Origin of the sequence: Leptolyngbya sp. FACHB-261, assembly GCF_014696065.1 — a bacterium.
In the GTDB taxonomy this organism is placed as follows: Bacteria; Cyanobacteriota; Cyanobacteriia; order FACHB-261; family FACHB-261; genus FACHB-261.
Genome location: NZ_JACJPL010000018.1, coordinates 254047 through 274280, shown reverse-complemented (window position 1 = coordinate 274280; position 20234 = coordinate 254047). Strand labels below are relative to the sequence as shown.

Annotated in this window: 17 protein-coding genes; 6 read left to right on the top strand and 11 right to left on the bottom strand. The window is 52.5% G+C overall.

The genetic code is table 11. The annotated features are described in order from the left end of the window. Positions 1–51: 51 nt before the first annotated feature. The 5 genes from H6F94_RS10565 to H6F94_RS10545 all read right to left on the bottom strand — a co-directional run bounded on the left by H6F94_RS10565 (position 52) and on the right by H6F94_RS10545 (position 4501). Positions 52–1044 (bottom strand): ribose-phosphate pyrophosphokinase, encoded by a 993-nt coding sequence (locus tag H6F94_RS10565; RefSeq protein WP_313949261.1) that lies wholly within the window; start codon positions 1042–1044, stop codon positions 52–54. 243 nt (positions 1045–1287) lie between these two features. After that, positions 1288–2505 carry a cell division protein FtsZ gene (gene ftsZ, locus H6F94_RS10560; protein WP_199320331.1) on the bottom strand — a complete coding sequence of 406 codons (1218 nt, stop codon included), beginning with the start codon at positions 2503–2505 and terminating at the stop codon, positions 1288–1290. Between the two features lie 285 nt (positions 2506–2790). Next, on the bottom strand, positions 2791–3678 hold the full coding sequence (locus H6F94_RS10555; RefSeq protein WP_190802183.1) for a cell division protein FtsQ/DivIB: 888 nt from the start codon (positions 3676–3678) through the stop codon (positions 2791–2793). A 310-nt stretch (positions 3679–3988) separates the two neighbouring features. Beyond that, positions 3989–4267, bottom strand: coding sequence for a hypothetical protein (locus tag H6F94_RS10550; protein WP_190802182.1), 279 nt, complete (start codon positions 4265–4267; stop codon positions 3989–3991). Next, the gene (locus H6F94_RS10545) at positions 4268–4501 is read right to left on the bottom strand and encodes a hypothetical protein (RefSeq protein WP_190802181.1); all 234 of its coding nucleotides are present in this window, start codon (positions 4499–4501) and stop codon (positions 4268–4270) included. A 209-nt stretch (positions 4502–4710) separates the two neighbouring features. Here H6F94_RS10545 and H6F94_RS10540 point away from each other — a divergent pair, with 209 nt between their 5' ends. After that, positions 4711–6372 (top strand): acetolactate synthase large subunit, encoded by a 1662-nt coding sequence (locus H6F94_RS10540; protein WP_190802180.1) that lies wholly within the window; start codon positions 4711–4713, stop codon positions 6370–6372. On the opposite strand, the gene H6F94_RS10535 is transcribed toward H6F94_RS10540, so the two are convergent. After that, a complete protein-coding gene (locus H6F94_RS10535) occupies positions 6369–7154 on the bottom strand; it encodes an HAD family hydrolase (protein WP_199320330.1) in 786 nt (261 codons plus the stop codon). The genes H6F94_RS10540 and H6F94_RS10535 overlap by 4 nt on opposite strands. An 87-nt stretch (positions 7155–7241) precedes the next feature. Here H6F94_RS10535 and H6F94_RS10530 point away from each other — a divergent pair, with 87 nt between their 5' ends. Next, a complete protein-coding gene (locus H6F94_RS10530; RefSeq protein ID WP_190802179.1) occupies positions 7242–7925 on the top strand; it encodes a Crp/Fnr family transcriptional regulator in 684 nt (227 codons plus the stop codon). Between the two features lie 72 nt (positions 7926–7997). Here H6F94_RS10530 and H6F94_RS10525 read toward each other — a convergent pair whose 3' ends face one another. From H6F94_RS10525 to H6F94_RS10515, 3 genes are all read right to left on the bottom strand, one after another. After that, entirely contained in the window at positions 7998–9821 is a 1824-nt protein-coding gene (locus tag H6F94_RS10525) for a ribonuclease J (RefSeq protein WP_396426427.1), read from the bottom strand. 169 nt (positions 9822–9990) lie between these two features. After that, positions 9991–10869 (bottom strand): 4-hydroxy-tetrahydrodipicolinate synthase, encoded by an 879-nt coding sequence (gene dapA / locus H6F94_RS10520; protein ID WP_190802177.1) that lies wholly within the window; start codon positions 10867–10869, stop codon positions 9991–9993. A gap of 70 nt (positions 10870–10939) precedes the next feature. Further along, a complete protein-coding gene (locus H6F94_RS10515) occupies positions 10940–11977 on the bottom strand; it encodes an aspartate-semialdehyde dehydrogenase (RefSeq protein WP_190802176.1) in 1038 nt (345 codons plus the stop codon). A gap of 415 nt (positions 11978–12392) precedes the next feature. Here H6F94_RS10515 and tig point away from each other — a divergent pair, with 415 nt between their 5' ends. The 3 genes from tig (at position 12393) to clpX (ending at position 16057) form a co-directional block, all read left to right on the top strand. After that, positions 12393–13823 carry a trigger factor gene (gene tig, locus H6F94_RS10510; RefSeq protein ID WP_190802175.1) on the top strand — a complete coding sequence of 477 codons (1431 nt, stop codon included), beginning with the start codon at positions 12393–12395 and terminating at the stop codon, positions 13821–13823. 163 nt (positions 13824–13986) lie between these two features. Next, entirely contained in the window at positions 13987–14700 is a 714-nt protein-coding gene (gene clpP, locus H6F94_RS10505) for an ATP-dependent Clp endopeptidase proteolytic subunit ClpP (RefSeq protein ID WP_242041093.1), read from the top strand. Between the two features lie 10 nt (positions 14701–14710). After that, a complete protein-coding gene (gene clpX / locus H6F94_RS10500; protein WP_190802174.1) occupies positions 14711–16057 on the top strand; it encodes an ATP-dependent protease ATP-binding subunit ClpX in 1347 nt (448 codons plus the stop codon). A gap of 115 nt (positions 16058–16172) precedes the next feature. Here clpX and H6F94_RS10495 read toward each other — a convergent pair whose 3' ends face one another. Next, complete coding sequence (locus tag H6F94_RS10495; protein WP_190802173.1) at positions 16173–16739, bottom strand: SRPBCC family protein; 567 nt, start codon at positions 16737–16739, stop codon at positions 16173–16175. A 359-nt stretch (positions 16740–17098) separates the two neighbouring features. On the opposite strand from H6F94_RS10495, the gene H6F94_RS10490 reads away from it, so the two are divergent. Then, positions 17099–17737 carry a DUF3318 domain-containing protein gene (locus tag H6F94_RS10490; RefSeq protein ID WP_190802172.1) on the top strand — a complete coding sequence of 213 codons (639 nt, stop codon included), beginning with the start codon at positions 17099–17101 and terminating at the stop codon, positions 17735–17737. Between the two features lie 19 nt (positions 17738–17756). Here the strand turns inward: H6F94_RS10490 and H6F94_RS10485 are convergent, their stop codons facing one another. Continuing rightward, entirely contained in the window at positions 17757–20216 is a 2460-nt protein-coding gene (locus H6F94_RS10485; protein ID WP_190802171.1) for a cation transporting ATPase C-terminal domain-containing protein, read from the bottom strand. Positions 20217–20234: the final 18 nt, after the last annotated feature.

The window sequence follows — 20234 nt, the reverse complement described above, 5'->3', positions numbered from 1 at the left end:
TTTTCCTACTGGCAATCAATCAGTTTGAAGACTGGGTTGTAAGGCAAGACTTTAGCGGAACATGCTGCTGACTGAGCAATCCTCGTGAATCCGCCAGATCGTCTCACCCAAAATGTTGGCGGTGGAGAGTACCCTCAACTGTGGGAAGAGGCACCCCTCTGCAATGGGCATGGTGTTGGTAACGATCACTTCTTCGAACAAGCCACTCTTGAGGCGGTCGATTGCTGGCGGCGAGAAGACAGCGTGAGTTGCACAGGCATAAACTTGGCGTGCGCCCTCTTGCCGTAGGATCTTCGCGGCTTCACAGATGGTGCCAGCCGTGTCGATCATGTCATCGACCAAAACGGCAGTCTTGCCTGCGACTTCCCCGATCACGTTCATGACTTCAGCCACGTTATGCGCTTGGCGGCGTTTGTCCACAATCGCTAGAGGCGCATCGTTCAACTTCTTGGCGAAAGCCCTAGCCCTGGCGACACCGCCCACATCAGGGGAGACGACAACGAGGTCCTCAAGCGGCTTCCGCATCAGGTAATCCAGCAGCACTGGTGACGCGTAAACATGATCGAGAGGAATGTCAAAATAGCCCTGAATCTGCGCTGAGTGTAGATCCATGGCCAGAACTCGACTTGCCCCTGCCTCTACAATGAGGTTCGCCATCAGCTTCGCTGAAATCGACTCACGCCCAGCTGTTTTACGGTCGGCGCGAGCATAGCCATAGTAGGGAATGACTGCGGTGATCTGACGAGCTGAAGCGCGACGGCAAGCGTCGACCATAATCAACAGTTCCATCAAGTGATCATTCACTGGACGGCAAGTTGGCTGAATTAGGTAAACATCGCAGCCCCGAATTGATTCTTGAATTTGGACATAGAGTTCGCCGTCCGCAAAGCGTTTACGCACCATTGGTCCTAAGTCAATGCCTAGGTAACGGGCAACCTCTTGCGCAAGAGGAATATTTGCTGAACCAGCAAAAAGCCGGAGACGATTATCTTCCGCAAAAGGCGTTAGTGTCTGCTGAAGAGGCAGCGTCGCGGAACGGGTCACAGTAGTCTCCCGGGGTATGTTCATGGTGATCGTAACACTCTCGCTTTTGAGTCTTCCCAGAAGATAGACAAATTTCTAGGGCGACCCTGCAAACAACAAATGTGACTTTGACAAACCGGATCCGGTAACTTTAAAACTCTCTAAAATTCCTGTCAGCTAACTTAAAGCAATAGGAAAATCCTACGATCTACACTAACAGATCGCTTACAGGAGTGCTAAAGACTTCGCCATTGCTTCAAGTCTCTAGCGGGGTGGACGGCGCTTCTGTAGAAACTCAGGAATATCTAAGCCGCCACTATTGCTAGGCGCTGGTTTATGGGGATCAGGATTAGTCACAGGGGGCGTAATCGGTCGCCGACTGGTCGTGGGTGGGGAGCTGACAACTGCTCTAGGAGTCGAGGTTGCAATCTGAGTCGCGAAGCCAGTTGCAATGACCGTAATCCGCACTTCCCCCTGCAGTTTCTCGTCAATCACAGCACCAAAAATAATGTTGGCGTTAGGGTCTACAACCTCGTAGATAGTTTCTGCTGCGGCATTAACCTCGTGCAAGGTCAAGTCGCTACCACCCGTGATGTTAAAGACAACGCCGCTGGCTCCCTCAATTGAAGACTCTAAGAGGGGAGAAGAAATCGCAGTCATTGCCGCTTCGCGGGCCCGTGACTTACCGGAACCCATCCCAATTCCCATCAGAGCCGACCCAGCATCAGCCATCACCGCCCGCACATCGGCAAAATCGACGTTAACTAAGCCTGGGATCGTGATGATGTCAGAAATACCTTGCACACCCTGCCGCAGGATGTCATCTGCAACTCGGAAGGCTTCTTGAACGGGAGTTTGTTCTGAAATTACCGACAACAACTTGTCGTTGGGAATGATAATCAGGGTATCGACAGATCCTTGTAAGGCTTCAATGCCACCCTCTGCTTGGCTGGTCCGGCGACGCCCCTCGAAGGTGAAGGGACGGGTGACCACACCAACGGTCAGAGCTCCCATCTCTTTAGCGACCTCGGCCACAATGGGGGCTGCACCGGTTCCTGTACCGCCACCCATGCCAGCCGTGATAAATACGAGATCAGCTCCTTCTAGAGCCGCAGCGATCTCATCCCTAGACTCTTCAGCTGCTTTCTGACCAATGGCCGGATTACCACCAGCTCCCAAGCCTCGGGTTAGCTTCTGACCTAACTGCAAACGGCGAGGCGCCTCTGACCCCGCTAGGGCCTGGGCATCAGTATTGATAGCCCAGAAGTCAATCCCCATGACTGCGCTGGCGATCATTCGATTTACAGCGTTGCCCCCGCCACCACCAACCCCAATGACTTTGATGCGGGCTACGCTACTGGGCATAATGTTATCCAACTTGGATGCTCCCCCCTGCTGCAACTTAGGCTCCTGGGAATTGCTGAGATAGGTGCCAGAGCTGCTAGCTACATTACCTGCTTGGGAAAAAGCGTCACTTTCCATAGCCAGGGATGTTTGTGAGCTGTCTGAGGATGGATAACCAACCATCTCCTCCGCAGCCAGGGAGGCGGGATCCCTGGGTGCTAGCTCTGAACTTTGTTTGGACCCGTTACCTATCATCGCGGTTAGATTGTATACAAGTCTTTGAATGCCGGAGCCGCTTTCCCTGACCATTATTTTGGTCTTGGACGCGATTTTTGATCACTGTAGGCTGATCAGTTTGAAAAACCAATTCTAAGCGTTTCCGGCGCCACCGGCCAGCATTAGAAGATGACCTATCAGTTGCCGCTAACGCTCCGTTGCACTAGTTGCTGGTTCTGGTGCTTCTGCTTCCTCTGCACTCGGGTCAACCTCAGCTTGATCACCGGTGGTTGCAGTGGATTTATTCGCAACAGAGCGGTTCATAGTAATCGCAGGGGCGCGCGGGTTACGCAGGTCAATGTAGGTAATATCAGCGGCATTGAGATAAGTCGGCAGAGCCCGCATGCGATCTAAAGCTGTCAGCTGGGCTTGAAACTGGTCGGGATTGTAAGGACCGCAATGAATAGTTGCCAGACTGGTTTTGAGAATCAGATTATTCTCGTCCTGCCAATTGATCTCCGTAATGGGCACTGGGCTTTGCTGCACCTGTTGATATAACTCAGGCCAGCTAGACCGTAAGCTATCGTCAAGTCCTATAACTCGCAGGGGTGGAGCAGCGACCGCCTTAAGGGCAGGATAGGTAATCATCGACATCCAAGCCCCACTGTCATCAAGAAAGCCTGTTTCGCTGCCCTGAGTTGCGACAGCCACTGGACGCCGTTCCTCGACAGTAACTGCTAAGCCCGGTGGAAACAGCCGTCGAGCCACAGTTGCTGACTGAATCGGTGCCACGCTCTCTAGGTGTTGCGCTAAGTCCTGGGGTTGAAGGCGGATTAGAGATTGGGGGTAAGACAAAGGCAGCAGCGATTGAATGGCTTGATCAGAAAGAACCTCGTTGCCTTCAACCACGACCTGCTCAGGACTATCGAGCATCCAGATGGGCAGGGTCGTCACCCAAATTAGTCCCCCGGTCAGGCTACCTAGCATCAAGGTACGCCAGCTCGTCTCTAATAAACGGCGACGACGACGACGACGTAGCTCCCGCCGACGGCTCAGCAACTCTTCCTGGGATGGGGTTGAAAGGTATACGACCATCACTCCCCCTAGTACCGAGCTCGATACATGGAGCTAAGATTAGAGCCTCGTAACCATCGCCAATAAAATCTCCCCACGCTCGGCCCCCTCTCACTGTTAACTATTCCACTTGCTCAGAAGCATACACGCAGTCCCTACCCCATGTAACAAGACAAACAACCCCCACTAGCTCAACTAGTAACGATTACTAGCTAGCTAGTAGGGGAGGTCGAATGCTGATGCAGACTTCTGCAAGAATTTGCCTGCAAAAACTCGCTGTGACTAGCCAAACCTACCAGGGATCGCTGGCCCTTGCTCCTACATGAGAACCTTACATGAGAACAATGAGTAGCAGTTGATTGCTCTCACCCTCTGGAGACTCTAGCCAAACCCGTTTATCGCCTGGGTAGGCATCAAAGCTAATTTTCAAGGTTGCAGTTCGTTCACTGTCGCTGGTCGCTTCTCCTAACTCAGCAACAATACCCTTGGCCGGACGAACACTAATGGCAGTTGCTTGAGCTAGGTTATAGCCCTGGAAGATCAAGTTCAATTGATCACCCTGAAAGGCTTGGCCTGGCCAGCCGTCTTCTCTCAAAATAGGACGCGGCATTTAGGGGCCTTGCAAATCCGTAGAGGAAGGGCTGTTATTAAACTGCCGCTCTAGCTGCTGAATAATGTCTTCTCGCGTCTGCCATTGCACTTGGCCTGCTGCAGGCTCTTGGCTAGCTGGCTTGGAAGTGAGATCCGTCTGATGAAAGCCCTGTAAGGCTCGAACAAAAGTTGCCGCAGCACCAATAAGAACCAGAGCAGCGGCCAAAAAGCAGAGGAGAACTGCGAACGTCATGGCGGGAAAAAGTTGCAGTTGGGGGAACCTGGAGCATCATCAGCGTAGTTTAGACTACCGAATTTTTCAACTCAATCTCAGCAAATTGCCAAGGCCCTTCGGGTAGATGCGTTAGCAAGCTAAGACACAGCGCTCAAACAAGTGCGATAGGACAAGACTGAGGAGGGCAATATTGAGGAGCACCTGTGTATTCGTAGGTTTGTAACCGTATGAAAGCGGCTGAACTCCTAGTCCGGTCTCTGGAAAAAGAGGGAGTCCAATACATCTTTGGGCTGCCCGGCGAGGAAAATATGGCGGTGCTTGATGCTTTGATCGGTTCCACTATTCAGTTCATTCCTGTACGGCATGAGCAGGGTGGTGCTTTTATGGCAGATGTCTATGGTCGACTCACCGGCAAGGCCGGGGTTTGCATGTCTACCCTGGGCCCTGGCGCTACGAACCTGATGACTGGTGTTGCCGACGCCAATTTAGACAGTGCTCCGCTGGTCGCAATCACCGGCCAAGTCAGCACGAAAACGATGCACAAAGAGTCTCACCAGTATCTAGATCTGGTGTCGATGTTTCGCCCGGTTACTAAATGGAATACTCAGATCGCTCAACGCGACACGGTTGGCGAAGTGGTGCGCAAGGCATTCAAGCTGGCGGAGTCAGAGAAACCTGGGGCTACTCACATTGACTTGCCAGAAGATATCGCTGATCTGCCTGTGCGGGAAGGTCATGAAATCCCCCTCAATCCCCAATCGTTTTGTGATGCAGAAGCTGCTGATGTCTGTATTCGTCATGCGGCTAAACTGATTTCTCAAGCCCGCAACCCAATGATTTTGGCCGGCAACGGTGTGATTCGAGCCAAGGCTACTGCTGCGCTTATTCATTTTGCCGAAACCCTAAATATTCCAGTAACCAATACCTTTATGGGTAAAGGCGCAATTCCTTATACTCATCCTTTGTCTCTATGGACAGTTGGGCTACAGGCACGGGACTATATTGCCTTCGGATTCGATCAAAGCGATTTGATTATTGCAGTGGGCTATGACCTAATCGAGTATGGCCCTACAAAATGGAACCCTGAGCACAATTCTCAGGTGATTCATGTTTCGATGACGCCCTCAGAAGTTGACCGCGACTACATGCCTGAGGTTGAAGTTGTAGGAGCAATTGCAACCTCTCTGGAGCGCATTATTAGTTATGCAAACCGTAGTGAGCACGCTGCTCCTGCCGCTCTAAATTTGCGACCTCTTCTATGGGAGGACTACACTGCTGAAGCGAATGACACGAGTTTCCCCCTGAAGCCGCAGAAAGTTATTTACGACCTGCGCCAAGTTTTGCGCTCTCAAGACATTTTGATCTCTGATGTTGGAGCGCACAAAATGTGGATTGCCCGCCACTACCACGCCATTGAGCCAAATACTTGCCTCATCTCAAATGGCTTCGCCGCTATGGGGATTGCCTTACCCGGTGCCATTGCCGCCAAACTGGTCTATCCAGAACGCAAAGTAGTGGCAGTTACGGGTGATGGCGGCTTCATGATGAATATGCAGGAGCTAGAAACTGCTGTACGAGTGGGCACGGCTTTTGTCGTGCTGATTTTTAACGATGGTGGTTACGGCCTGATTGAGTGGAAGCAGGAAGTGCAATACGGACGTTCGGCCTTTGTCAAGTTTGGCAACCCAGACTTTGTTGCTCTGGCTGAGGCGATGGGGGTCAAAGGTTACCGCATTAATTCAGCGGCTGAATTGGTGCCCACCCTCAAACGGGCCCTGGCTCAAGAGGTCCCGGTGGTTATTGATTGTCCCGTAGACTACCGCGAAAACGCCAAGCTGACTAAAAAGCTGGGAGAGCTGAGCGTTGCCACTTTGGGCGGCAACGTTTAAGGAATAACTGTTAGAGCACTTAAGTTAGGAACGATGGCGTTAGCCTGTCTGAGCTGATGGGCAGGCGATAGTCCACAGGTTACAGCTACGCAACCAAGAGCCCCTGCCTGCTGCGCCATCTGCATATCGGCAGGGCTATCACCCACCATTAGAGTTGCGCTGGGCTCAACTTTCAGCTCAGCACAAGCTTGACGGAGTAAGTCCGGATCCGGCTTGCTATGTCCTTCATCTACGCCCATTGCACAGCTGACTAGCTGAGTTAGGCCAAAATGCTCGACAAAAGCCCGCACATTTGCCCCCGTGTCTGATGAGAGAATGCCTAACTTCAAACCTGCCGCTGCTAGAGCCTGTAGCACGCGTGGAACTTCTGGAAATAGAGGAGCGTGCTTGAGCCGGGGCAAGAATTGATCCGCTTCGGCAAAAGCTCGTTGCGCGGTCCTTAAGGCCTCTGTCCAATCGCGACCGGTTTCAGCCACATAGGCAGCAGCAGCCACCTCGTTTTCGCGGCGGCTACCGATAGCCATCAAACCATTGGGATTTAGGTTGCTGCTCTCATCGACCCCGAAAGCCATCAACACTGGCTCTTGCACGCCAGGAATTTGAGCATCTAGAAGTCTAGCGCGGCGTTGGGCCAAGCTGCGTAGATACTCAGCTGCATCGCAGAGGGTGCCATCTTTATCGAAGATAATTGCCTGCACCCCACTAAATTCCACATCTCCACAGCGCACCTTGACCAAGATAGTGGCTCCCCTTGCACTTCCTTGCAACCGAGCTTCCACCATAAACGGTTTTGAGGACAGTATAAAAAGGGCAATATGGATGAGCAGAGGCTAACACCCCTGCTGTGTCTCCCCACCCTTGATGACTCCATGCAGACCACCTGTTTTAGTGAGCTGTTTCCGCTCTTTAAGTCAGCCAGTCCAGAAACGATAGATTGGCTACTGTCAGTCTCGGTAGAGCGCGACTATCCGGCAGAGCGCACAGTGCTAATGGAAGATGCTTGGGGCAATGCCGTTTACCTGATTGCTGCTGGTTGGATAAAGGTGCGTCGCCTAGCGGGCAAGGAACCTTTGACCCTAGCCATTCTGGGTAAAGGAGATTTTTTTGGTGAAATGGCGGTCCTGGACGAGCTGCCCCGTTCAACAGATGTTGTGGCTTTCTCCCCTGTTCATCTGCTCAGCGTTCCTGCTCAATTCTTCACTGAGGCGCTACACAAGGATCCCAATCTGCATTACCGCATGTTGCAGTTGATGGTAAAACGCTTACGGCAAGCTAATCACCGTGCCCAACTGCGCTATGAGTCGCCTGCTGTCAAACTGGCTAGCCTCCTAGTCACCTTGGCAGAGAGCTACGGTACAGCCCAGCAGAAAGAAGTGGAGCTGTTTAACCTTCCCCTACGAGATTTAGCAGATGTGAGTGATATCAGTGTGGACGAGGCCGCTCGGTTGATGGAGAAGCTACAAAGTAAGGGCTGGATCCAAATTGACCCAGCCCTCAAAACTCTTAAGTTGTTGCAGCCTCGCCAGTTAGCTCAGCTCGCCAGTCACAGCTAAGTTTAGGGCTAAAACCGAAGTATCTAGCCTGACCACCAGCAGCTCATAAGCTGCCGGTGGTCAGCACTAAGCCTAGGAAGCAACTTTAGCGGTGCTACGCCGCCGTTTAGCTGGGGTCGATGCTTCTTCGGCCACAGTTTTGGGAGCTGCTGGTGCTGAGGAAGTGTTGCTTGCAGCTGGAACGGGGCTGCTAGAGCGTTTGACAGAAGCGGTTTCAGGCGCTTGTAGCATAAAGACCAACATGGGTCGGCCCTGCATCTCGCCGCGCACCATTCTCTGCACATCCCGCTCTAGATGGTGCTTTAGCCCGGCCCAGTCAATGTCTACCTCACCCTTCTCAAGCGAACGAGCGTACTCTGGCCACCTTGCCTCTAGACCCTTGTCCAAGGTTTCGCGAACCCGCTTTTGAAACAGCGAACGCTCGATGGGCAGAACCACACCACTGAGATGAATTTCGGGCTTGGCCAAGAATTTGCCATCGAGGCCGATTGCTACTGCAACGGTGATCACCCCATCGCCAGCAATCTGCTGACGCTCCTTGAGGACTTCACCACCGACGACGCCACCGCGGGAGGCATCCACAAGCTCAATACCTGAAGGAACCTTATCGCCAACCCCGATAGCATCAGGGGTCAGCTCGATCACATCGCCGTTCTGAATGATGACAATGTTCTCTTTGGGGACTCCCATGCTCTGCGCTGTCTCAGAGTGCTTCACCAGCATGCGGTGCTCACCGTGAACCGGCACAAAGAACTTGGGTCGGGTGAGGGCCAGCATCAACTTCTGGTCTTCCTGGCAGCCATGACCGGAGACGTGGATGCCCTTATCTCGTCCGTAGACGACCTTGGCACCCATGGCCATCAACTTGTCGATAGTCTGGACTACAGCAATGGTGTTGCCAGGGATTGGGTTAGCAGAGAAGACAACCGTGTCACCTTCACGAATTTCTAATTGTCTATGCTCGCCGTTAGCAATTCGGGTCAAGGCTGCCATCGGCTCACCCTGAGAGCCTGTAGTCAGGATCAGAATGTTCTCATCTGGCATCTGACGAACCATGTGCATCGGCACGAATAAGTCGTCGTCACACTTGATGTAGCCGAGATTGCGGGCATGAGCGATGACGTTAAGCATCGAGCGCCCCAAGACTGAAACCACACGGCCATGCTTTTTGGCCAGTTGCAGGATCATGTTGACCCGATGCACAGAGGATGCAAAGGTAGTCACGATTAAGCGACCACTAGCCTGCGAGAAGACCCGATCTAAGTTAGGGAAGACCGAGCGCTCTGAGGGGGTGAACCCTGGTATTTCAGAGTTGGTCGAGTCGCTAACCAAGCAGAGGACACCTTTCTCACCGTGCTCCGCCAGGCGGTGTAGATCAAAGGCTTCCCCATCAACCGGTGTGTGGTCAAACTTGAAGTCGCCTGTAAAAATTACCAGACCAGCAGGCGTATTAATCGCCAAACTAAAGCTGTCAGCAATCGAGTGAGTGTTGCGAATAAATTCAACAAAGAAATTGTTGCCAATGCGCACAATATCTCGAGGCCCAACCGTTCGTAGCTCGGTACGATCAGCGACACCCGCTTCGTCTAACTTGCCCTGCAGGAGTGCCATAGCCAAGCGAGGGCCATAGATCACAGGGATATCAAGCTGCTTCAGGTGAAAGGGAATGCCACCAATATGGTCTTCGTGACCGTGGGTAACGATCATGCCCTTGATGCGATGGCGATTTTGGCGCAAGTAAGTGACATCAGGCAGCACGATGTTAACGCCGTGCATCTCCGTTGATGGAAAGGCTAAACCAGCATCCACCAGCATGATCTCGTCGTTCATCTCGAACACGCAAGTGTTCTTACCAATCTCGTGAAGGCCACCCAGAGGGATGATACGTAGAGGCATTTGAGAGTTTTGATTTGACATATATTTCGTGATTTGAAGAACCAATTTGGGTGAGTGAGCAAGCTTGACAAACAAACTTTTGTACTTAGGTCATCGTGATCCGAAAATCTATCGGCAAAAGCTTGAATAAAGAGCAGTAAGACTTGGGTAAGCTACGCAATTTAGAGACTTAAATAAGGCTCAGTTCGCTCAGCACTGAGTGCAGAATCTCGGAGTGCTGGCCAGATATTGTCGAAAGTGGCGGACGAACATTGCCCACTGACCAGCCCTGCAGGTGTAGAGCTGCCTTAACCATAATGGGGTTAGTCGTGATGAATAAGACTTTAAACAAAGGTAGTAATTCTAAGTGAAGCTGCGTTGCTTGTTTGGGTTGGTGATTGAAGGCCTGAACCATTTGCTGGATTTTGTCACCTACTAGATGACTAGCAACACTGACCACCCCTTTCGCTCCGACTGCCATCATCGGTAAGGTGAGCGAGTCATCCCCAGAGTAAATATCGAAAGTAGCAGGTGTCAGTCTGCGAATTTGGCTGACCTGATCCAAATTGCCACTTGCTTCTTTGATTGCAACAATGCCCGGCACTTCAGCTAAGCGGGCCACCGTCTCAGGCTCAAGATTGCAGCCAGTCCGCCCTGGAATGTTGTAGAGCATCATCGGCAAATCAGATGCTTGGGCGATAGCTTTGAAGTGCTGGTAGAGACCTTCCTGGGGCGGCTTGTTGTAGTAGGGAACAACTTGTAAAGTTCCATCTAACTCTAGTTTAGCTGCTTTTTCAGTAGCGATGATTGCTTCGCGGGTAGAGTTAGAGCCCGTTCCAGCCATCACCTTAGCATTCCCAGAAACCGCCTCCCGAATGACTTGGAAGAGTTTGTATTCTTCGTCCCAAGTTAGAGTTGGCGATTCTCCAGTAGTACCACACACCACCAATGTGTCAGTGCCGTGGTTCACAAGATGGATTGCTAGTTCACGTACGACAGTGTAATTGACTTCACCATCCTCGGTAAAAGGGGTGACCATTGCCGTTAGAACCCGCCCAAAGTCCGCCACTCGCACCTTACCTGCTAGCTTCTAAAAGAATTTGAAATTTTTAGCTTTGAATCACGAAATCGCACTAAGTCTATCGTGTGGCTAGAGGAACCCGCAGCAGGTCTCGAGTCGCCAAGAGTTCAGCGATTTGTACCGCGTTCAATGCAGCTCCCTTGCGAATCTGGTCGCCACAGAGCCATAGTTCTAACCCCAGTGGATTAGAGATGTCCTGCCGGATCCGGCCAACCAAAACATCGTCCTGACCACTGGCCTCAATAGGCATCGGAAAGTGATTCTTCTGCCAATCTTCAACTAGCTTTACACCCGGAGCCTGGCTCAACACTGAGCGAGCCTGAGCGGCTGGAAAATACTCTTCAAACTCTAGATTAATTGCCTCTGAATGCGCTCGCAATACCGGTACCCGTACACAAGTTGCGGTGATCCGAAGATCAGCATCGCCAAAGATCTTGCGAGTCTCATTGACCATCTTCATTTCCTCAGTGCAATAGCCTTGCTCATTGAGCGGGGTATTGTGAGGAAACAAATTGAACGCCAGAGGATAGGGAAAACACTTAGTCTCGGGGGTCGTTCCGTCAAGAATGGCCTGAGCCTGACGCTTCACTTCCTCCATTGCCTGGGCACCAGCGCCGCTTGCAGATTGATAGGTTGCAGCTACGATGCGGCGGATTCGCCTAACTTGATGTAAAGGCCATATGGCTACAGCCATCAAGATGGTAGTGCAGTTTGGATTAGCGATGATACCACTGTGTTGACTAGCCGCGTCTGGATTAACCTCTGGCACAACTAACGGCACCTCAGGATCCATGCGGAAAGCGCTGGAGTTATCGACAACAACAGCCCCCGCTTCCATCGCAACGGGTGCCCACTGGGTTGAGGTATCTCCCCCAGCTGAGGCTAGGACTAGGTCAATTCCCTTAAATGCTTCCGGTGTAACCGCCTCAACCTTCAGCGACTCACCCTGAAAATCAATTGTCTTGCCAGCTGACCGAGCCGAAGCCAACAGTCGTAACTCGGAAAGCGGAAATGCTCTAGCAGCCAGTAGCTCTAGCAGCTCCGAGCCTACTGCCCCCGTCGCTCCCAGAATTGCTACCCGATAAGCCTGACTCAATGAACCTCCTCACACGAGTACAACAATCAACACAAACTGGTCAGATACCCTCAAGACTTGTGCGGTAAGGATTTCTCTCCACGAAGTGTGGCGCAGTGGAGGAAGTTGCAGCAACCGCATCGCTGGCTAGGCTAACTCGATCCTAGCACCTCTGGCAACCTCTGCTCCTGCCTGGTTTCCCAGTTACTGTTTCCTGCCAAACATGCCGCAGCCCCACTGACTTTCAGCTACCATAGCTATCTACGGTCTGAACCCGTCTGTTTCCTGTGCGTTTGAATGCGTTCACTGTCAATGCATTGATGTTGAACAGATTGAGCAGTTAGCTGTGCGATAGACGGGCGGTTGGCGAGCACTTGCTGATGGAAGTTGGCACCGTCAAGAACTGTAGGGAATTGACAACAGTAGTAGGGAGTCCATGAAAGTTACCCAGGAAAAGCTGCCAGCCAGCCAGGTCGCACTGGAAATTGAGGTCGAAGGCGAGCGGTCACAGAAGGTCTATGAACGGGTTGTTCAGGAGTTTATGCGCTCCATGAATATCCCTGGCTTTCGCAAAGGGAAGGCTCCCCGCCATGTAATCATTCAGCGAGTTGGCAGTGGTCGCATTAGCGCTGCTGTCCTGGAGGAACTGATTCAAGACAGCCTTAGTCAGGCTATCGAAGAGCAGGAGATCCAAGCGATCGGCAACTTCCAGCTCAAGTCCGAGATGGAGGATTTGCTCCAGAACTTTAAACCTGGTGCCCCTCTGACCTTCACGGCAGCAGTCGATGTCCGTCCTGAGGTCAAGCTAGGCACCTACAAGAATTTGTCTGTCACTGCTGAGCGCGTCGATTACGACCCAAGCCGAGTTGACAAGACGCTTGATGAATACCGCACGCAACGCTCTACACTGGTACCTGTCGAAGACCGCCCAGCTGCTATGGGCGATGTAGCCTTAGTGGACTTCGAGGGGCGAACCGAAGACGGTGAACCTATTGAAGGGGGCAAAGCTGAGGATTTCCAGATTGAACTCAGTGAAGGCCGCTTTGTAGAGGGCTTCATTGAGGGGGTGGTCGGTATGGCCATCAATGAGACGCGCGAAGTTCCCGTGAAATTTCCGGAGGGTTATCCAGAGGCAAAGCTTGCCGGTAAACCGGCAGTTTTTACAATTACCCTTAAGGACATCAAAACGCGTGAATTACCGGAACTCAATGATGAGTTCGCCCAGGATGCCAGTGAGCACGAGACTCTTGCGGAACTACGCGCTTCTTTAGAACAGGAATATCGCGACGAAGCTGAGCAGCAGACCGAAGCCAATAAAGAACGAGCGATCCTTGAGGCTCTACTGAAGGAAGTCGAGGTTGAGCTACCGGAAACCTTGGTACGTCGCGAGATTGACTACTTGCTCAACCAGAGCGCGATGAATTTGCAGCAACGGGGGGTTGATATCAATCAACTCTTCACCCAGCAGAACTTGCCCATGCTGCGGGAGCGCTCTCGGCCTGAAGCAATTGAGCGGCTTCAGCGAACTCTGGTTCTAGCAGAAATCTCGAAGCGGGAGGGTCTGAAGGTAGAACCCGCAGCTCTTGAAGAACGGCTCGGCACGTTGATTGAACAGTACGGCGACCGTGACATCGATCGCAATAAGTTAAAAGAGCTAGTGGAAGATGAGCTTCTGACTGAGCAGATTCTTGACTGGTTAAAGTCCAACTCCACTGTGGAATTAGTTGAACCGAAGCCTCCAGAAGAAGCATCAGACGCAGTTGTTGACGCAGCTGCAGAAATTGGCGATACAGCTGAAGAAGCAGAAGGTTCCGAACCTATTGAGACTTCTGCTGAGGAAGTAGCTGAAGAGGCTGCAGAAGCATAGGTGACTTGTGAAGAGCGTGCCTTATGCCATGCAAGGGCTAACTCATCACCGGTACGTAATTTAGGGACTGTGAAGTTCCAGCAGTCCTTTTTGAGATGGGGCATAATGGCGAGTAGTGAGGAATACTATGTCTGGGCTGTCTAGAGGGAGTTTCCTTGACTTGATGCGATCTTCGATGTGGACATCCTGGCAACTGGCTTCTGAGTACGGTGCTACCGGAGCGGTGACTGCTGAGACCGCTCAGCCTTCTCCCCAAAGTGCCATTCCCCTGGTTGTTGAGCCTTCCAGTGGCGGCGACCGAGCCTTTGATATTTTCTCGCGCTTGTTGCGAGAGCGCATCATTCTATTGGGAACGCCCGTGGATGATGCAGTTGCTAATGTCATCGTGGCTCAGATGCTTTACCTGGAAGCAGAGGATCCGGATGCTGACATCTACCTCTACATCAACTCGCCTGGTGGTTCGGTCACCGCAGGCATGGGGATTTATGACACGATGCAACACGTTCGACCCGATGTGGTCACCGTTTGCATGGGATTAGCTGCCAGCATGGGAGCTTTTCTACTGACTGGTGGGGCGCCAGGCAAACGTCGCTCGCTGCCCAATGCTCGGATCATGATTCACCAGCCTCTAGGCGGTGCGCAAGGTCAAGCAGTGGACATTGAAATCCAGGCGAAAGAAATTCTTTACCACAAGCAAAAGCTGAATGAGCTTCTAGCTCGCCATACGAAGCAGCCCCTAGAGCGCATTGAGCGAGATACTGAGCGAGACTTTTTCATGTCTCCAGCGGAGGCGAAGGACTATGGTCTCATTGATGAGGTCATCTCCCGACAGCCGCTTTCGGGTCCGGGTGGTGCAACGCCGAGCGCACTGAAGTGAGACGCCTACTATGTCCAAGCCGTACGACTCTCATCTGAAATGCTCTTTCTGTGGCAAGTCTCAGGAGCAGGTGCGCAAGCTGATTGCTGGCCCTGGAGTTTACATTTGCGATGAATGTGTTGATCTCTGCAATGAGATTTTAGATGAGGAGTTATTTGACTCCGCAGCCGCTCCACAAGCTGCTCCACGTCGGGAAGCTGCTCAGCCAGAGAAGCGCCGGGCTCGCTCAGCAAACCTCTCATTGTCTCAAATTCCCAAGCCTCGTGAAATCAAGCGCTACCTTGACGAGCATGTGATTGGGCAAGACGAGGCGAAAAAAGTGCTGTCGGTTGCTGTCTACAACCATTACAAGCGCTTAAGTTTCATCCAGGGTAAGGGCAAAGGCCCGGATGATAACGTTGAGCTCCAGAAATCCAACATTCTGCTCATTGGTCCCACAGGCTGTGGCAAAACGCTGCTGGCACAGACTTTAGCCGACCTGCTGGATGTCCCCTTTGCAGTAGCTGATGCCACTACTTTGACTGAGGCTGGTTACGTTGGCGAGGATGTTGAAAACATTCTGTTACGCCTACTGCAAGTTGCAGATCTTGATGTTGAAGAAGCCCAGCGCGGCATCATCTACATCGACGAGATCGACAAAATTGCCCGCAAAAGCGAGAACCCCTCGATCACGCGTGATGTATCAGGTGAGGGCGTGCAACAAGCATTGCTCAAAATGCTGGAGGGTACCGTCGCCAACGTGCCACCTCAGGGTGGCCGTAAGCATCCCTACCAGGACTGCATCCAGATTGACACTAGCAATATCTTGTTTATCTGCGGTGGCGCCTTTGTTGGCTTAGAGAAGACCATCGAGCAACGGACTGGTAAGCGCAATTTCCTAGGGTTTGAGCTAGAACCTGCAGCGGACATGCAATCACGCGAGCGGCGAGCCGCCGACGTCCTGAAGCAGATTGAACCCGACGACCTGGTGAAGTTTGGGATGATTCCTGAATTCATTGGGCGGATCCCGGTGACAGCTGTGGTTGAACCGCTGGATGAGGAGACGCTAACCGCAATTCTCACTGAGCCTCGTAATGCTTTGGTCAAGCAGTATCAAAAGCTGATGCGGATGGATAACGTGCAGTTAGAGTTCCGGCCTGAAGCAATTCGTGCGATTGCTCAGGAAGCCCACCGGCGTAGGACTGGCGCTAGGGCACTGCGGGGCATTGTAGAGGAGCTAATGCTGGATGTGATGTACGAGTTGCCCTCACGCAAAGATGTCACCCGTTGCACTATCACTCGTGAGATGGTTGAGAAGCGCTCAACTGCCGAGTTGTTAGTACATCCCTCTTCTCTGGCTAGACCTGAATCAGCATAAACGGCCATCCAGGCTCACTCAGAGCAAAACTTTAAAGGTCAGGAGTTCCCTAAACTACTCCTGACCTTTTCTGCTTTAGAAGGCTTTAACGTCCAGCGTGTTGTGGGCGAAGACACTAGTGACGACAGAGAGCTTGACGCATAGTGCGCATGTTGAGTGGCAGCTCGGCAGTCATGCCCTGCTGAATGAGAATAGAAGGCACAGGAATCGTGGGTGTCGCAGCAACGGTGTAGCTGAGCAGTGTTCCTTCTTCACAATCAGCTAAGGTCAGGCTGGCTGAGAAATCGGAAAAGTCGCCTCGCTCCAAACTGAAATCAATGCGTTGTGCTGGAGTTTCTTTGACCCGCAGCAGAATCTCAACCTGAGCACTCAGAAATAAGAAAGCTTTACGGGCTACCTGATAAACCTGCTTGGTTAGCAGGCCGTGGTTTCGAACCTCGCTACGAATAATATCTGGGAAGAATTCAACCCAACGGGGATAGTCAGTAACTTGGGTCCAAATCTGGGACCGTTCAAGCGGTAGCCACATCTGGGCACAAACCCGGCCGCCACCACCATCATGCGGAGCAGTCCTCACTAACACCTCACCAGAGCGCAGTGAGCGCCACTCCTGGGAGCTGAGGTGAGCTACCGCAGTAGCTAGAACCGGCGCTGTTGGCTGAGAGAGGGCTGTTGAAGCCATAGATGCTCCTTAACGGATCAAGAGGTTTGCGGTCGCTAACTGACTGGAGTTAACATTCCGTCAAGAATTAAGGTACTCGCCTTAGCCTGCATTCGACTGTATGATTCAGTGAAAATTCTGAGAAAGTAGCCCCCTATCGCGTAAAAGCTCGGTAAATCTTAAGAATTTATACTGCTTTGAAACAGGGCGCGACCTCAGTTTCGAGGGCTGGCGAGATTGTGAGCAGAACTTGGCGGAACGCAAGCTCGCCTGAGAAATTCAGCCAGTCAGGGATATACTCCACAATAGAAAGGTAAGGACTGTCGTTCCCTTAACCTTGTAATTTCTCAGGCCCAATGACCTTCTCCCAGACTTCATCTATGGCAACCTCCGCAACCTCCTCCCGGAATGCTGCCGAGCTGCGACGGCTGCAAACCCTTCTGCCCCCGGAATTACGAAGCTGGGTCAGCATCGAAGTTGCCAGCGCCGTCAATCCGCCTCTGATCACTTGTGAAGAGATCGGTAAGGATGAGGCCGCAATCATGATTGATTTCGGCCGCTGGGAGCGGCTAGCGACCGATCAACGCAATCTGCTGTTCTGGCACGAAGTGGCCCGTATTCAGAATGACGCCATTCCCAAGGATGGTTGGGAGATGGCGGCTCTGGCAATTGGTTTAGGTGGTGTCGTCGGAGAACTCTGGGTACAAGACGGGTTGCTACTACTGCTGGCCTTAGCGCTGTCCGGATTTGCAGGCTATCGTCTCTACCAGCGCAACAACAGTGATAAACGTTTGAATGAAGCAATCGAAGCAGACGAAAAAGCCATTGCTCTGGCTGTTCGCTTTGGTTACACCGTACCCACGGCCTATAAGAGTTTGGGTAGCGCGCTCAAAACTCTGCTTGATCTGAGCACCAAAGACCGGCAGAAGCGTCGCTACGAAGCTCGCTTGCAATCACTACGGCTTAGCGCGGCCAAAGCTAAGGCTCGGATGAAATCGATGCGGGAGAGCGTCAACTAGTTTGCACAGTCGGTTAGCCTCAGTCGTTGTATGCAAACGCTTTAAAAATCTCCCGAATCCAGATAGCTGTGCTGCCGAGCAGCAGAGTGATTAGCCAGTCACTGACCCTTAAAGGCTCAAATGCGAAGGCAACTTGGCAGGTGGGCAAGTAGACCAGAAGGGGACTAATCAGAGCTGCTAGCAATAAGCTCAGAACCAGAGCTGGATTTCGATAAGTGCGAACCTGCAAAAGAGAGCGTCGAACATCTCGACTAGCCACGGCCCCCAGCCACTGAAACCACAGGATTGTGCAGACGGTAAGGGTGCGGGCATGGTCGAGTTGGATGATTTTGCCTTGATAGCTCAAGCGAAAGATGGCATAGCTCACGAGGCCTAAGCTCAGAGCAATGACTGTAACTCCCAGGATGAAGTCAGAACTGAATCGCTTGAGGGAGCCAAGTTGCTTTTGCCGTCGCATTTCGCCTAGCTCAAAGGCTAGCGTTAGGTCGACTGTCCCCAAGCTGAGCAGCGCTAGCAAGAACAATTGGCTGGTTGAGAAAGGCCAGGGCAGATGGGTCAAGCTGGTTAAACCAACTAACAGCAACAGTCCCAACTGGCCTGAAAGCAGCTTGAAGACAATGCTCTCGACAAGGCGCTGAGCGGACTGAGCCATTTGTACGGCTCGGGGAAACCTCACTAAGTCACTAATATCCGAGAGGACGGCTGCGGCCTGAACGCGAACGGCATCCGCACCCCCTGATTTAAGAGCCAGGCTCAGATGGGCCTGCTGCATAGCTGTAATGTCAGCCAACTGACTGCCCAGTAGGGCCACGCGTGCCCCCTCAGCTTGCAAGCCCAGCACGGTTTGAGAAACTGAGGCTGATTCTACAAATAGCAACCTCAGTTCTGATCGGGCATAAACCCGGGTGAGCTCCTGTTGACTGGTTCGGTTAAAGGTTTCAAAGCCAGCTAAGCCCAGAAAAATGGCTCCTTCGGGCCAGAGGGCTGAACTGAGGCTGGTGGCACTTGGGGCTGTAGCGATGGCAAGCACCCGGAGCCCCCAGCGGCTCATCCGTTGAGCGGTCTTCTCGATAGATGCTTGGAAATCTGCTCCCAGAGATACTCCCTCACCCGCCCGCCAATAAGCTTGACAGAGCGGCAATACTTGCTGGAGCGGTCCTTGAAGACAAGCAAAACTGGTGTCGCTATTCAACTCTGCTTTAGGTTCAGTGTTTTGGTGCAGAGTGACATTCAGACCATAAGGACTAGAAGGCGTGGCTGCAATCTGAGGAAATTGTTCTGGTAGTTGGGCCGGAACGATACCTACCCGTTGCGCTGCAACCAGGAGCGGAGCAGCCATCGATTGTCCTAACTCCAGGTTAGAGTCCACAGAGCTGACTAAGGTGCCAACCAATAACAACTGATGCACCTGAGGATCGTCAGGCTGGATACTGTCTAGCCCTAGGCTTCGGTCGGGCACATACAGCTCACTCAGGCGCAACTCGGCTTGACCAAGAGGAGCGATAGTGCTGCAACAAACATTGACCTGGCTTAGGGCTGCCAATTCACTCAAAGAGCGTAACCGTAAACCTCGTCGTGCGAGCCGTCGTAGCGTTAGGCTCAAACTCAGCTTAGCAGCGCTAACTAACTCTTCTGGCAAGCTCACTGCTGCCAGCGCTGCCAGAAAGACAAGGGCGGCTTCAGTGTTGCCAACCGGTACAGCTACAGCTCGGAATAGTAGAAGGGCAATGGCGAGCATAACTCCCCAGCTGGCCCAGCGCTGGATCTGCCTGACCGGCTTCAGTAACTCCGGAGGCTGAGCGACAGGTGCCAGGGCAGCTTCAGAGGGAGTGATCACAACCCCCAGTCCCTGACCGCTGGCAATGACACTACCAGGTGCTACCAAATTAGTTTGGTCTGCTGAAACAGGGCGATCGAGCAGGGGAGGGCTTTGCTGAGGTGAGGACAAAGTCTGTTCAGAACCGTAAATCTTTAGGTCTGTACTTGCCAGCAGACGGATTTGAGAGGCAACGTAGTCTCCTGCTTCTAGCAGAATAATGTCTCCCTTAACCAACTCACTAGCCGGTAACAGCTGAACCTGCTGTTCGCGTCGCACCCGAGCTTGTGGTGTTAAGTTCGCTCTGCTAGAAATCACTAGGCTTTGGCCCCACAGCTCCAGAAGAGTTCGGCGTAGGACTTGCACCCCTGCGAAGCCCAGCAGGAGACCCGCTATAGAGTCACGCTGGCTGCTCCATTCAAAAGCGGCGACTGCTATCAGAAGCCCGATAGAGGGACGCCGAAGCTCAAGGCTAAGGGTGGTTAGGCCGCGTCGAAGCAACCTACCTTGGCCAGGCATAGAAGGACTCAACGGGGAACCCTGCTGCTGACGTGACCGTTGCCGCACTTCCCGTTTGCTCAATCCTTCGGGCCGGGTTTCGAGCAGGGCTAGGACTTGAGCAGCATCTAGGTCGTGCCAGGGAGGGTCAGCGCGGGTGGACATAGGCTGAGGCAGAACAGT

Bases quoted from the DNA above. Each gene is read 5' to 3' on its own strand.
- tig (WP_190802175.1), top strand. From the start codon at position 12,393: ATGAAAGTTACCCAGGAAAAGCTGCCAGCCAGCCAGGTCGCACTGGAA.
- ftsZ (WP_199320331.1), bottom strand. From the start codon at position 2,505: ATGGAAAGTGACGCTTTTTCCCAAGCAGGTAATGTAGCTAGCAGCTCT.
- H6F94_RS10495 (WP_190802173.1), bottom strand. From the start codon at position 16,739: ATGGCTTCAACAGCCCTCTCTCAGCCAACAGCGCCGGTTCTAGCTACT.
- H6F94_RS10555 (WP_190802183.1), bottom strand. From the start codon at position 3,678: ATGGTCGTATACCTTTCAACCCCATCCCAGGAAGAGTTGCTGAGCCGT.
- H6F94_RS10550 (WP_190802182.1), bottom strand. From the start codon at position 4,267: ATGCCGCGTCCTATTTTGAGAGAAGACGGCTGGCCAGGCCAAGCCTTT.
- H6F94_RS10490 (WP_190802172.1), top strand. From the start codon at position 17,099: ATGGCAACCTCCGCAACCTCCTCCCGGAATGCTGCCGAGCTGCGACGG.
- clpP (WP_242041093.1), top strand. From the start codon at position 13,987: ATGCGATCTTCGATGTGGACATCCTGGCAACTGGCTTCTGAGTACGGT.
- clpX (WP_190802174.1), top strand. From the start codon at position 14,711: ATGTCCAAGCCGTACGACTCTCATCTGAAATGCTCTTTCTGTGGCAAG.
- H6F94_RS10540 (WP_190802180.1), top strand. From the start codon at position 4,711: ATGAAAGCGGCTGAACTCCTAGTCCGGTCTCTGGAAAAAGAGGGAGTC.
- H6F94_RS10545 (WP_190802181.1), bottom strand. From the start codon at position 4,501: ATGACGTTCGCAGTTCTCCTCTGCTTTTTGGCCGCTGCTCTGGTTCTT.
- H6F94_RS10525 (WP_396426427.1), bottom strand. From the start codon at position 9,821: ATGCCTCTACGTATCATCCCTCTGGGTGGCCTTCACGAGATTGGTAAG.
- H6F94_RS10535 (WP_199320330.1), bottom strand. From the start codon at position 7,154: ATGGTGGAAGCTCGGTTGCAAGGAAGTGCAAGGGGAGCCACTATCTTG.
- H6F94_RS10485 (WP_190802171.1), bottom strand. From the start codon at position 20,216: ATGTCCACCCGCGCTGACCCTCCCTGGCACGACCTAGATGCTGCTCAA.
- H6F94_RS10530 (WP_190802179.1), top strand. From the start codon at position 7,242: ATGCAGACCACCTGTTTTAGTGAGCTGTTTCCGCTCTTTAAGTCAGCC.